The sequence below is a fragment of the Pseudomonas sp. genome, assembly GCF_050739995.1.
Taxonomy (GTDB): Bacteria; Pseudomonadota; Gammaproteobacteria; order Pseudomonadales; family Pseudomonadaceae; genus Aquipseudomonas.
Window position 1 is genome coordinate 1 of record NZ_JBOICG010000131.1, and the last position, 13,349, is coordinate 13,349.

General features: G+C 59.0%; 13 protein-coding genes. 9 read left to right on the top strand and 4 right to left on the bottom strand.

From position 1 onward, the window contains the following. On the bottom strand, positions 1 to 1,004 hold a 1,004-nt coding region (gene fucP / locus ACRESD_RS04505; protein ID WP_431749821.1), incomplete at its 3' end, for an L-fucose:H+ symporter permease. A gap of 28 nt (positions 1,005 to 1,032) precedes the next feature. Beyond that, a complete protein-coding gene (gene rbsK, locus ACRESD_RS04510) occupies positions 1,033 to 1,953 on the bottom strand; it encodes a ribokinase (RefSeq protein WP_431749822.1) in 921 nt (306 codons plus the stop codon). A 199-nt stretch (positions 1,954 to 2,152) separates the two neighbouring features. Here rbsK and ACRESD_RS04515 point away from each other — a divergent pair, with 199 nt between their 5' ends. Beyond that, positions 2,153 to 3,355, top strand: coding sequence for a multidrug effflux MFS transporter (locus ACRESD_RS04515; protein WP_431749823.1), 1,203 nt, complete (start codon positions 2,153 to 2,155; stop codon positions 3,353 to 3,355). 113 nt (positions 3,356 to 3,468) lie between these two features. Then, positions 3,469 to 3,732: a DUF2790 domain-containing protein gene (locus ACRESD_RS04520; protein ID WP_431749824.1), complete on the top strand. Its 264-nt coding sequence runs from the start codon at positions 3,469 to 3,471 to the stop codon at positions 3,730 to 3,732. Between the two features lie 6 nt (positions 3,733 to 3,738). On the opposite strand, the gene ACRESD_RS04525 is transcribed toward ACRESD_RS04520, so the two are convergent. After that, the gene (locus tag ACRESD_RS04525) at positions 3,739 to 4,653 is read right to left on the bottom strand and encodes a site-specific integrase (protein WP_431749825.1); all 915 of its coding nucleotides are present in this window, start codon (positions 4,651 to 4,653) and stop codon (positions 3,739 to 3,741) included. Between the two features lie 115 nt (positions 4,654 to 4,768). Next, positions 4,769 to 5,584: a M949_RS01915 family surface polysaccharide biosynthesis protein gene (locus ACRESD_RS04530; protein ID WP_431749826.1), complete on the bottom strand. Its 816-nt coding sequence runs from the start codon at positions 5,582 to 5,584 to the stop codon at positions 4,769 to 4,771. Between the two features lie 450 nt (positions 5,585 to 6,034). On the opposite strand from ACRESD_RS04530, the gene arnC reads away from it, so the two are divergent. From arnC to ACRESD_RS04565, 7 genes are all read left to right on the top strand, one after another. Then, positions 6,035 to 7,069 carry an undecaprenyl-phosphate 4-deoxy-4-formamido-L-arabinose transferase gene (gene arnC, locus ACRESD_RS04535; RefSeq protein ID WP_431749827.1) on the top strand — a complete coding sequence of 345 codons (1,035 nt, stop codon included), beginning with the start codon at positions 6,035 to 6,037 and terminating at the stop codon, positions 7,067 to 7,069. Next, on the top strand, positions 7,066 to 9,057 hold the full coding sequence (arnA, locus tag ACRESD_RS04540) for a bifunctional UDP-4-amino-4-deoxy-L-arabinose formyltransferase/UDP-glucuronic acid oxidase ArnA (RefSeq protein ID WP_431749828.1): 1,992 nt from the start codon (positions 7,066 to 7,068) through the stop codon (positions 9,055 to 9,057). The genes arnC and arnA overlap by 4 nt, the downstream gene beginning before the upstream one ends. Then, on the top strand, positions 9,057 to 9,941 hold the full coding sequence (gene arnD / locus ACRESD_RS04545) for a 4-deoxy-4-formamido-L-arabinose-phosphoundecaprenol deformylase (RefSeq protein ID WP_431749829.1): 885 nt from the start codon (positions 9,057 to 9,059) through the stop codon (positions 9,939 to 9,941). The genes arnA and arnD overlap by 1 nt, the downstream gene beginning before the upstream one ends. Beyond that, entirely contained in the window at positions 9,938 to 11,593 is a 1,656-nt protein-coding gene (gene arnT, locus ACRESD_RS04550; protein WP_431749830.1) for a lipid IV(A) 4-amino-4-deoxy-L-arabinosyltransferase, read from the top strand. The genes arnD and arnT overlap by 4 nt, the downstream gene beginning before the upstream one ends. Continuing rightward, positions 11,590 to 11,937, top strand: a complete 348-nt coding sequence (gene arnE, locus ACRESD_RS04555; protein ID WP_431749831.1) for a 4-amino-4-deoxy-L-arabinose-phosphoundecaprenol flippase subunit ArnE — start codon at positions 11,590 to 11,592, stop codon at positions 11,935 to 11,937. Before arnT ends, arnE begins: the two co-directional genes overlap by 4 nt. Next, on the top strand, positions 11,934 to 12,347 hold the full coding sequence (gene arnF / locus ACRESD_RS04560; RefSeq protein WP_431749832.1) for a 4-amino-4-deoxy-L-arabinose-phosphoundecaprenol flippase subunit ArnF: 414 nt from the start codon (positions 11,934 to 11,936) through the stop codon (positions 12,345 to 12,347). Before arnE ends, arnF begins: the two co-directional genes overlap by 4 nt. After that, on the top strand, positions 12,344 to 13,349 hold a 1,006-nt coding region (locus ACRESD_RS04565; protein ID WP_431749833.1), incomplete at its 3' end, for a UDP-glucose dehydrogenase family protein. The genes arnF and ACRESD_RS04565, both read left to right, overlap by 4 nt.

Here is a 13,349-nt window from a genome sequence, read left to right on the forward strand (position 1 = left end):
GTGTAGGCCAGCAACACAATGCACAGCACACCGTATATCGCCAATACCTTGGCCGGGTGCAGGCGTCGCATCAACAGGTTGGCGATCAGCTTGCCGATAAAGTAAGCGGCAAAGGTGGTCAGCAGGAACCAGGACGCGCTGCGCTCATTCATGCCGCCCATTTGCATGGCCAGGCGAATGGTAAAGCTCCACACACCCACTTGCGCGCCGACATAGAGAAACTGCGCGAGCACACCAAAGGTAAAGCGCGGGTTACGCCACAGCCGGCCCAAGCTTTGGCGTAGGCTGCCGCGCTTGCTGTCGGCGGGCTTATTACCCTTGCAGGCGGGGAATCGGGTGATGGCGATCAGGATAAACATCAGCACCAGTACCGCGATCATCCACTTGTAGGGCAGCAGCGTGGACTGGATCATTTGCAACTGCTGCACCGCCGCTTCGGAGGCGCTCATCTGTGTCAGTTGTTCAGTGGTCGCGTCGGTGTCCTTGAACATCACGAAGCTGCCCACGTACACCCCGGCCATGGCGCCGAAGGGGTGGAAAGTCTGCGAGATGTTCAAGCGCCGCGTTCCGGTTTCCCGTGGGCCCATCAGTGTCGAATAGGTGTTGCACGCGGTTTCCAGGAACGACAGGCCGGCAGCAATCACAAACAGCGCCAGCAGGAACATGCCGTACTTGGCCGTGGACGCCGCTGGAAAAAACAGCAGGCAGCCGAACATGTACAGCAACAGCCCGATCAGTATCGTGCTCTTGTAGCTCAGGCGACGCACCACCATGGCCGCTGGAATCGCCACGAAAAAGTAGCCCAGGTAAAACGCCGACTGCACAAAGGCTGTCTGGAAATCACTGAGCAAAAACGCTTTCTTGAAGTGTGCGATCAGCACGTCGTTCATGCTCGCCGCCGCGGCCCATAGCGCAAAGATGCTACACAGCAGGATAAAAGCGAACCAGGGCGTGCGGTTCAGGTAAAAGCCATCGGGTGTCTGTTGCAGCGCAGGTTTGTTCATTATTGTTCTCCGGGCTGGGTTGAGGGTGTTACCGCTGCTGCTGGAAGTGGGCGAACGCTTCGCTGTCTGGATAGGAAGATTGGGTGCCCAGTGCCATCACTGAGCACGCCGAATACGCCACTGCCTGTTTCATGGCCTGGCGAATATCGCCGTTGCAGTTCCAGTGCTGAATGAAGCAACCGATAAAGGCGTCACCGGCACCGGTGGTGTCACGGGCGACCACCCGCTGGCCTGGCACCAGGAACTCACCCTCCTCCCCGACGTACAACGCACCGTGCTCGCCAAGGGTGACGATCACGTGGCGAATGCCGCTGGCGACCAGGGTTCGTGCTGCCGTGCGGGCAGCGTTCGGCGAGTCCACGACATGGCCGGTAATCAGAGCCAGTTCAGATTCGTTGGGGATCAGGAAATCCAGTTTTGCCAAGTGTTCGGCACTCAGGCCGGCCAACGCCGGTGCGGGGTTGAGCAACACTGCAATCCGATGCCGATGGGCGAACTCGATGGCGTGGTACACCGTGTCCAGGCTGATCTCCAGTTGCAGCACGATCAACGTGCACTCACGCAGGTCTTGCGCCGCCGCGTCGATGTCAGCCGGCGTCAAATGCGCATTGGCGCCTTTGACGATCAAGATGCTGTTGTGGGAGTCGGCCTGTACGAAAATCGGTGCAACGCCACTGGAAACCCCCGGCACCCGCTGAACGTAGCGGGTGTTGATGCCAAAGCGCTGGAAATTGGCCAATGTGTTGTCGGCAAACATGTCATCGCCGACTTTGCTTAACATCAATACATCGGCACCCAGCTTGGCTGCCGCCACCGCCTGATTGGCCCCCTTGCCCCCGCAACCCAAGGCAAAACCCAGGGCTTCCAGGGTTTCGCCCTGGGCTGGCATGCGGTCGATGTAGGTAATCAAATCCACCATATTGCTGCCGATGACTGCGATCTTGCTCATTGCTATTCCACCTTATTGCGGCACGACCAGGCAGGTCGTGGCGCTCTTGTTTTGTTATTTAAATAACATTAGGTGTGAATATTCAATCTTTTTTTTGTGGTGAGAGATCAATGAATCCTACGAGCCCTTCCCATGCCGTTGATTGCGGATTCACGCAGATCCCTTAAGCTGGGCGGCCTTGCACCGCCCGGAACTGAACATGTCCCGAAGTATTGCCCACCTCGCCTTGCTGCTGGGGCTGATCACCGCGATCGGCCCGTTCGCCATCGACAGCTATCTGCCGGCCTTGCCCACCCTGGGTGCCAGCCTGCACGCTTCACCGACGGCGGTACAAATGAGCCTCACGGTGTTCTTTATCATCATCGGGGTGTGCCAGTTGTTTTACGGGCCGATCAGTGATGTATTCGGGCGAAAACCTCCCATTTATGCAGGCTTGGTAATTTTCGCCGTGGCCAGCGTCGGTTGTGCCCTGGCCCCTACAATTGAAGTGCTCATTGGCTTCCGTGCCCTACAAGCCTTTGGCGCATGTGCCAGCATGGTGATCCCGCGGGCGATTGTCCGTGATCTGTATACCGGTCATGACGCCGCACGCTTGATGGCGTTGCTGATGCTGGTCATGAGTGTTTCGCCGATTCTGGCGCCATTGGCCGGTAGCGTGGTGATCTCGATCTGGAGCTGGCGCGAGGTGTTTGTCGTGCTGGCGGTGGTGTCGACGTTGTGCCTGGTGATGACTATCGTGCAGTTGCCCGAAACCCATCCGGCCGAACGCCGCTTGGGCAAAACCCTGGGCAATGCCATCGGTAGCTATGGGGCGTTGCTGCGTGACCCGGTATTCATTGGTTTGTCGCTGGTCAGTGGTTTTGGCTTGGCCACCTTCTTTGTGTTCATCGGCAGCGCACCGTTCGTGTATATCGAGTATTTCGGCCTGACACCGACGCAATTCAGCCTGTGCTTTGCCCTCAATGCCGCATCGTTTTTTACGATGAGCCAACTCACGGCACGCCTGAGCGCGCGTTTTGGGCTGGCACCGTTGATTCGCTGGTCTGTGATCGCAGTCGCCAGCGTGCTGGGTTTGCTGGCGATAACGACAGCCTGGGGCAATCACTTGGCCTTGATGATGAGCCTGCTATTCATCGGTTTTGGTTTTCTTGGCCTGCTGTTGCCGGCCGCCGGGGTCTTGTCCCTTGAGGATCACGGCGCGGTGGCGGGCGCTGCGTCAGCCTTGCTGGGCGCGATCCAGATGATCACAGGTGCGGTGTGCATGGCCCTGGTTGGCGTGTTTGCCGATCACACTCCGACGCCCATGTTGATTGGCATCGCCCTGTGTGCGGTGGCTGCCATGCTCGTCACCTTGTGGACCTTACGCCGCCTGCCGCCGCATTTGGCAGGCGCGCAGCCCTGACATCGTTTTCACTGATATCCGCTATTGGCCGGAATCCGTTCAGGTCCGCCGGCCAGGCTTTATAGAATGGCAACCACAGTCAAACCACCACCGATGGGGTGCTGGAGGTCGTCATGCGTTATGTGCTTATTGCTGTGCTGAGCCTGTTCAGCACCCTAGCCGCCGCCCAGAGTGACCCAGGGCCAGGCGCCACCACGCCGGTCAATCAAGCCGACGATTACTCCGAAGACCTGGATATCGCCAAGGCCGTACGCAACACCAATGCAGCGACAACCACATGCGGACCGGTCAAGGGGCATGTGATTTACGTCGATAGCCAGGGAGTACGTCACGAACTGGACTACATCCGAGTCGGCGACGCCTGCCCACACAGTTGATTCCACCTACAGATCGAAGCGATCCACAGCGCGTCGCCGCTCATTGTCGTCGCGCATGTCATAACTGGCCGTGGTCTGGATATTGGTGTGGTGCGCCAGTTTTTGTGCAATCGACAGGTCATGCTCTTCAATCACCCGTGTGATGAAGGAACGCCTGAAATCATGGGGCATGATCTTCACCCCCACCTGCTCACCGCGCTGACGGGCGATGTAATAAATCGCATGCTTGGTGATGCGCTCGCGGGTGATGTGGCTGCCCCGACGAATACGGTTAAACAGGAAGGTATCGTCCTCCTCCCCGTCCTTGAGCTGCTCGCGGCGAAATGCCAGCCACGCCTGCAACTTTGAGAAGGCCCATTCTGGAGCGTACTTGATCAGCTCTTTATCGCCCTTGCCGGTCACACGCAAACTGCGCTCGCCGAAGTTGATCTGCGCCAAGTCCAGGTTGACCGATTCCGACTTGCGCATGCCCGATCCATATAACATGCCGATGACCGCCGCATCCCGCAGGCCCTGTGGGCGTGGGTCGGCGGCACACACTTCCATCAACTCGCGAATCAGCGTACGGCGCAGGTTACGCCCCTGTCCCAGGCGTGTGCCGGATGCGGCCTTGACCGAGCGCATCTTGAGCAGGTGGTCCTGGCTGATCAGGCTCATGCGCCAGGCTTCGTTCATCACCCCACGTACTGCATTCACATACAGCGATGAGGTGTTTGGCGCATAGCCATCCTCACGCAAGGCTGCCACCAGGCCGATGACGTGTTCAGGTTGCAGCAGGTGCCAATCGATCTCTTCGAGGTTGATGTCCTCGAAACCGAGGCGGTCGGCCGCATCTTGCAGCACGTAACGCATGGTCAGTTGGCTGGAGGGGGCCAGGCGTGTGAGGTAAAGGGTCAACGGGTTGCGGATAGACTCAATCAAAACAGTTCAGCCTTTGAATTAAATACCTCGGACAAGCCATTGTTTAATCGAGATATTTAGTGAATTGGCGAAGGCCGAGTCTAACGCAGGATCGGCCCTGGCACAAAATCACAGGCTATTGATCGTCCTCAACCGGGTCTTGGGGCTGGGTCTGGGACTGGCTCCAATCGGCGTCCTGTTTTTGCATCAGGGTAAACCAATGCTGGCGCATGAATGCCAGGTAGCTGTCCGGTGCCTTGGCGAAATCCTTCTCATCGCTATAACAGCCCGGCAGCGGCAGTTCAGTGCCTTGTTCCTTGTACTGGCTCACCAGTGCCTGTTGTGCGGCGACGCTGCAGTCGACAGGCAGCGGCATGCCACGCAAGGCACCGGCATCTTCGTCCCACCAACTGGCGCCTACGCGATCCACGCCGCGCAGTCGGTATTTCTGGGATTTACCCACGTGCATGATCAACTTGAACTCGCGAGGGCTGACATCGCTGGTGCAGGTGCGCGAATAGCCCACCGTAGCCTGGGTAATGCCATCGCCGGCAAGGTCAGTGACCTTGGTGGCTGCCATGTCAAAGCGCAGCCCGGCGTCGAACTCACAATGCTGTACATCGTCGTACAGCATCCAGACCCGCTTGGGATGGTCACCGTCGAGCAAATATTGGGCGGCATAGACAAAGGCCGACTGGGTGCCGTCATCGTCGCGCTCACTGACCTGTTCAGCGAGCACCAGCAGATTCTTGCCCTGGCGGTCGTCCCAGGTATAGGCCGCGACCTGTTTGCCGCGCACTTCGACGCCATCCGGGACTTGGTTGACGGTGGTCAACGCCACGCCATCGTCGGCTCGCACAGTGGTGATACAGCCCACGGTCAACAACAACCCCATCAACGATCCCATCAACGCGGGCCGCAACTGGCCGCGAAAAAGCTGCACGCTATTCATCCGAGTACCCTGGCAAGAGATGGCTTACTTTACCGGCACTTGAAGGCCAATGCAGAGAAGATTGTTGAATGTGCGATTAAAATCGCCAGGCGTTCGCTCTGCAAAGGTATCCCGTGGCACGTCAGTTACTTAGCTGAACCCTGGCTGTCTATTTGTCAAAAAAACGAGTTTTTCATATGCCTTTCATATTCGTTCAACATTTTTCCGCTTAACCTTGGCCGCAGGACTTGAGAACGAACCGCGTTTTTCCCGACTAACCTGTTGATTAGGCTTTACCTTTCATATATTTCGTCTTTACTCTGCAAGCCCATGGAAGAAACCAGTGCCCGTCCTCAGGAAAGTCAAATGAATGCCGCAACCCCACGCTACGTTTAATCTGCCCGCTGTCCATCAGCCCGGATTACTGCTGTTTTCACGCTCCAATTGCTCTAGCCCCGAGGTCTTGAATCTTTGAAACCCTACCCTATTGATCTCGTGTCGATCGTTATCCCGGTCTACAACGAAGAAGACAGCTTGCCTGAATTGCTGCGTCGTACGACGGCGGCTTGCAAGCAACTGGCCTACAAATACGAAATCATCCTGGTGGATGACGGTAGCCGTGACAGTTCGGCCCAACTGCTGGAAGACGCTGCCGCAGAAGAAGGCAGCAACGTGGTCGCGGTGATCCTGAACCGTAACTACGGCCAGCATGCGGCGATCATGGCCGGCTTCGAGCAGTGCCGTGGCGATGTGGTGATTACCCTGGACGCCGACCTGCAGAACCCGCCGGAAGAAATTCCGCGCCTGGTGGAGCAAGCCGCCCTGGGTTACGACGTGGTTGCCACCGTGCGCAACAACCGTCAGGACTCGGCGTTCCGCCGCTGGCCTTCGCGCTTGATCAACCTGGCCGTGCAGCGCTCCACCGGCGTCGCCATGTCGGACTACGGCTGCATGCTGCGCGCCTACCGTCGCACCATCGTCGATGCGATGCTGGCCTGCCGCGAGCGCAGCACCTTCATTCCGATCCTGGCCAACGGTTTTGCCCGTCACACCACGGAAATCCTGGTGCATCACGCTGAGCGTGAACACGGCGTGTCCAAGTACAGCCCGATGCGCCTGATCAGCCTGATGTTCGACCTGCTGACCTGCATGACCACCACCCCGCTGCGCCTGCTCTCCATTGTGGGCTTCAGCCTGGCGGCACTGGGCATGCTGTTTGCCATAGCGTTGGTCTTCCTGCGCCTGGTCTTCGGTGCTGAATGGGCTGGTTCAGGCATGTTCGTGCTGTTTGCCGTGCTGTTCGTGTTCACCGGTGGTCAATTCATCGGCATGGGCCTCTTGGGTGAATACCTGGGACGCATGTACAGTGACGTACGTGCCCGTCCACGCTTCTTTATTGAAAAAGTGCTGCGTAACCAACCCGCAGCACCTGCGCCGGTCGTCGTGGTCGACGGCCTGGCAACGTCTCACTCTTCCACTTCTCCTTCCGATCAGGTTTCGTCATGAATTCAAAAGCTGTTGTCTTCGCTTACCACGATATTGGCTGTGCAGGCATTGAAGCCCTGCTGACCGCCGGCTACGACATTGCTGCCGTGTTCACCCATGCCGACGACCCCAAGGAAAACAACTTCTACGGTTCCGTCGCCCAACTCTGCGCGCGCAATGGCATCCCGGTACATGCTCCGGAAGACGCCAACCACCCACTGTGGATCGAGCGCATTGCCAAGCTGAACCCGGACTTCATCTTTTCCTTCTACTACCGCAACCTGCTGAGCGAAGCCCTGCTGGCTACCGCTAAAAAAGGTGCGTTCAACCTCCACGGCTCCCTGCTGCCTAAGTACCGTGGCCGCGCCCCGGCGAACTGGGTGCTGGTCAACGGCGAAACCGAAACCGGCGTGACCCTGCACCGTATGGTCAAGCGTGCCGATGCAGGCGCGATCCTGGCCCAGCAGAAAGTCATCATCGACCGCACGGATACTGGCCTGACCCTGCACGCCAAGCTGCGTGAAGCCGCTACCAACCTGCTGCGCGATGCGCTGCCGCAACTGGCTCAAGGCAAGCTGGCTGAAACCGCCCAGGACGAAAGCCAGGCCACCTACTTCGGCCGCCGTACCGCCGCCGATGGCAAGCTGGACTGGAAAAAACCGGCTGAAGAGCTGTTCAACCTGGTTCGCGCCGTCACCCAACCTTACCCGGGTGCTTTCTGCGCCGTGGGCGAGCACAAACTGATCGTTTGGCAAGCCGAAGTGGTCAAGGGCAACGAAGGCCTGGCACCTGGCCGCGTGATCAGCGTCAACCCGCTGCGCATCGCCTGCGGTGAAGATTCCCTGGTGGTCAAGTTCGGTCAGCGCAACGCCGATGGCCTGTTCCTGGCCGGCCCTGCCCTGGCGGATGCACTGGGCCTGGTGGACGGTTCCGTACTGCGCGGCGCCGAGTCCGGCCGCAAGCCACGCCGTACCCGCGTACTGATCCTGGGTGTGAACGGTTTCATCGGTAACCACCTGTCCGAGCGCCTGCTGCGTGACGACCGCTACGAAATCTACGGCCTGGATATCGGCTCCGACGCCATCGAGCGCCTGCGTAGCCACCCGAACTTCCACTACGTGGAAGGCGACATCAGCATCCACACCGAGTGGATCGAATACCACATCAAGAAGTGCGACGTGGTCCTGCCGCTGGTGGCCATCGCCACGCCAATCGAATACACCCGTAACCCACTGCGCGTATTCGAACTGGACTTCGAAGAGAACCTGAAACTGGTTCGCTACTGCGTCAAGTACAACAAGCGCGTGATCTTCCCGTCGACCTCCGAAGTCTATGGCATGTGCCAGGACCAGTATTTCGACGAAGACACCTCCAACCTGGTGGTTGGCCCGGTCAACAAGCAGCGTTGGATCTACTCGGTCTCCAAGCAACTGTTGGACCGTGTGATCTGGGCCTACGGCGACAAAGGCCTGAAGTTCACCCTGTTCCGTCCATTCAACTGGATGGGCCCGCGTCTGGACCGTCTGGATTCGGCGCGTATCGGCAGCTCCCGCGCGATCACCCAGTTGATCCTGAACCTGGTGGAAGGCACCCCGATCCGTCTGTTCGACGGTGGCGAGCAGAAACGTTGCTTCACTGACATCGCTGATGGTATCGAGGCCCTGGCCCGCATCATTGATAACGAAAACGGTGTGTGCGACGGCCAGATCGTCAACATCGGCAACCCGGAAAACGAAGCCAGCATCCGTCAGTTGGGCGAAGAGCTGCTGCGTCAGTTCGAAGCTCACCCGCTGCGCAGCAACTTCCCTCCGTTCGCCGGTTTCCGCGACGTAGAAAGCAAGGCGTTCTACGGCACTGGTTACCAGGACGTGGCACACCGTAAGCCAAGCATCGAAAACGCCAAGCGCCTGCTGAACTGGGAGCCGACCGTAGAGATGAGCGAAACCATCGGCAACACCCTGGACTTCTTCCTGAAAGAAGCCATGCTCGAAATCGCGGACAAGAAGTAATGCAGGCAGGTCTTCGCATTGACGTCGACACCTACCGTGGTACCCGTGAAGGTGTGCCGCGGTTGCTCGAATCCCTGGATGAAGCCGGGGTGAAGGCGACGTTCTTCTTCAGCGTTGGGCCGGACAACATGGGGCGCCACTTGTGGCGCCTCATCCGCCCGCAATTCCTGTGGAAGATGCTGCGTTCCAATGCTGTCGGCCTGTATGGCCTGGATATTTTGCTGGCCGGCACCGCCTGGCCAGGCAAACCGATTGGCCGTGACCTGGGGCATCTGATGCGCCAGGCCAAGGCCGCCGGCCATGAAGTCGGCCTGCACGCGTGGGATCACCACGGCTGGCAGGCCAACACCGGGCGCTGGAGCGAGGCGCAGTTGATCGAACAGATCCGCCGTGGCGTCGACACCTTGAGCGATATCCTGGGCGAACGCATCGACTGTTCAGCGGCTGCCGGATGGCGCGCCGATGAACGCGTTGTGCAAGCCAAGCAAGGCTTCAACTTTCGCTATAACAGCGATTGCCGGGGCACCAGCCTGTTTCGACCAACCTTGGCCGATGGCAGCGCGGGCACTCCACAAATTCCGGTGGACCTGCCGACCTTCGACGAAGTCGTCGGGCCGGTAGTGACTGCCAAAGATTTCAACAGTTTCATTCTTGACCGGTTTGCCGAGTCGAAACTGAATGTCTACACGATCCACGCAGAAGTAGAAGGGATTCTGATGGCTGATGATTTCCGCCAGTTGCTCGCCCAAGCCGGGCAGCGCGGCATCGACTTCAAACCCCTGGGCGACCTGTTGCCCGCGGATGTGACCACCCTGCCCCAGCAACAGCTGGTGCGCGGTGCGTTGAGCGGCCGAGAAGGCTGGCTCGGAGTGCAGCAGGCATGATCCGGCGCTGGGCACTGCCCCTGCTCCTGTTGGCGTTTGGCCTGTTCTACCTGTTGCCCCTGGCCACCCACGGCTTGTGGATTCCCGATGAAACCCGCTATGCACAGATCAGCCAGGAAATGCTGCTGACCGGCAAGTGGGCTTCGCCGCATTTCATGGGCATTCGCTACTTCGAAAAACCCGCAGCAGGCTACTGGATGATCGCGCTGGGCCAGGCGATCTTCGGGCAGAACCTGTTCGGCGTGCGTTTTGCTTCGGCCTTGAGTACCGGGTTGAGCATTCTGCTGGTGTATCTGGTCTCTCGTCGGTTGTGGAACGACCCGCAAAAAAGCTTGGTCAGCACCGTGCTGTACATGAGCTTTGTCAGCGTGGCCCTGCTCGGCGGTTATGCCAACCTTGACCCGCAGTTCACCTTCTGGGTGAACCTGACGGGTGTCGCGCTCTGGTTCTGCTTCGATAGCACCACTCGCCGTGGCCGTTTGTGGTCCTGGGCCTTGCTGGGCTTTGCCTGTGGCATGGGGTTCATGACCAAGGGCTTCCTGGCGTGGTTGCTGCCGGTGCTGATCGCCCTGCCCTACGCCCTCTGGCAGAAACGCCTGGGTGAGTTGCTGGGTTACGGTGTTGTGGCCGTGGTCGTGGCGATTGCCGTCAGCGTGCCGTGGGCATTGGCCGTGCACCTGCAAGAGCCGGACTACTGGAACTTCTTTTTCTGGCATGAACATATCCAGCGTTTTGCCGGTGAAGACGCACAACACGCTGAACCCTTCTGGTATTACCTGCCATTAATGGTTGCGTTCTCGTTGCCATGGGTCGCCCTGCTGCCGTCCACAGTCAAACAAGCCTGGGACGAAAAGCGCCTGCCGAAAACCGCATTTCTGCTGCTATGGCTGCTGATGCCCCTGGCATTTTTCAGCCTGGCCAAGGGCAAGCTGCCGTCCTACATCATGCCGTGCCTGTTGCCCCTGGCCCTGCTGATGGGGTCGACCCTGAGCGACAAGCTCTCCCGGGGCAAAGCCCGTGCATTGCGTATCAACGGTGGGTTGAACCTGGTGATCGGCGTCGTGGCCTTGCTGGCGATCAGTTGGTTCCAATTGAAAAAGCCGATCTACGAGCCAGGGCAGGAAACCCTCAGCCTGGTGCTGGTGTTTACCTTCCTGTTCGGCTGGATCGTGGTCAATCTGTTGCAAGCTGCACGGCCATTGACGCTGTGGGCCGCGCCCGTTGTCGGCAGCTGGCTGCTGGTGGCGCTGGTCCCGGCCGCGCTGCCGCATTCGGTGGTTTACAACAAGACGCCGGACCAGTTCATCATCGATCACTTGCAAGAACTGCAACCGACCAGTGCATTGCTGAGCAATGACCTGGGCGCGGCGTCGGCCTTGTCCTGGCGCCTGGCACGCCCTGAAGTCACCCTCTACAACACCGTGGGTGAAGTGAAATACGGCATTGCCTACCCGGACACGGCCTATCGCAAGGTCGACCCAACCCAGGTCCAGCAATGGATGAGCGATGCGCGCAAGCAAGGCTCCGTGGGTGTGGTGATGCGGGTCAAGGGTGAAGACGAAGTCGCTGAAGTCGAGTTGCTACCCAAAGACGGCAAGCGCTACGAACAAGGCAATATCGTGATCATGATCTTCCCTCAGGCCGCGCAATGATCACTCTGCTTTTGTTGCTGAGCGCCTGTCTGCTTACCTGCATGGGCCAGGTCTCGCAAAAATTTGCCGTCGAAAGCTGGCGCGACCAGCCGGACGGTTGGGCACTGAAACTGCGCTCGCCCTGGTTGTGGTCGGCACTGTTTTGCCTCGGCCTGGGTTTGCTGGTGTGGTTGCTGGTTCTGCAACGCCTGGAAGTCGGCATTGCCTACCCCATGCTCAGCCTGAACTTCGTACTGGTCACGCTGATGGCTCACTTTGTGTTTCATGAACACATCGATGGCCGCCACTGGCTGGGTGTCGCGCTGGTGATCGCCGGTGTTGTGTTGCTGGGGCGCCAGGTATGAGCCAAGCCCGTGGTTTCGCCCTGGCCTTGGGCAGTGTCGGCCTGGTCAGCGCTGCCCAACTGGGCATGCGCTGGAGTATGACGCGCCTGCCACTGCCCACGGAATGGCTGACCGCCTTCAACAGCAATGCTATCGACCTTGGCGCCTTGGGCGTGGTGATCCTGGCGATCATCGCCTATGCGCTGTCGATGCTCTGCTGGCTCGGGGCCCTGAAAGACCTGCCCCTGGGCCGCGCCTATTCGCTGCTCAGCATCAGCTATGCGCTGGTTTATCTGCTGGCCGCCAGCCTGCCGGTGTTCAATGAACATTTTTCGCTTTCAAAAACCCTGGGGGTGGCCTTGGTCATCCTCGGTGTACTGGTTATTAACTCTCGTCGTGCTAGCACCCTAAGTCCCAGGAATACCCCATGAAAATCAGTGTGTTTGGTAGTGGTTACGTCGGTCTGGTGCAGGCCACCGTATTGGCCGAAGTCGGTCACGATGTCATCTGCATGGACGTTGACAAGAGCAAGGTCGAATCGCTGCAGAAAGGTCACGTGACCATCTTCGAGCCGGGCCTGGCTGCCATGGTCAAAGAAAACCTGGAAAGCGGACGCCTGCATTTCACTTATGATGAAAAGCTCGCCGTTGAACACGGTGAAGTGCTGTTCATCGCGGTCGGTACGCCTTCGGACGAAGACGGCTCCGCGGACCTGAAATACGTACTGTCGGTGGGTGATGCGGTGTCCCGTCACCGCGTGGAGCCGGTCATCCTGGTGGAAAAATCCACCGTGCCTGTCGGCACCGGCGACACCTTGCGCGCGCACATCGAGAAGAACCTGCGCACTGCCGGCCGCCATCTGGAGTTCGATATCGTCTCCAACCCGGAATTCCTCAAGGAAGGCACGGCCGTTGCCGATTGCCGCCGCCCGGACCGCATCATCATCGGCTGTGAGCGCGAAGAAGTGCGTGAAGTGATGCGCGACCTGTACGCGCCGTTCAACCGCAACCACGACCGCATCATCTTCATGGACCTGCGCAGTGCCGAGCTGACCAAGTACGCAGCCAACTGCATGCTGGCTACCAAGATCAGCTTCATCAACCAGATCGCTGAGCTGGCCGAACACCTGGGGGCCGACATCGAAGCGGTACGCCTGGGCATTGGTGCTGACTCACGCATTGGCTACCACTTCATCTACCCGGGCTGCGGCTACGGCGGCTCGTGCTTCCCCAAAGACATGCGCGCCCTGATTCACAGCGCCAAGGAAGCCAACTGCTCCAGCGACCTGCTCGAAGCCGTGGAAGCCATCAACCAACGCCAGAAGAGCAAGCTGTTCGAGCGTATCAACGCTTACTTCAAAGGCGAATTGAAGGGCAAGACCTTCGCGTTGTGGGGCCTGGCGTTCAAGCCCAACACCGACGACATGCGCGAAG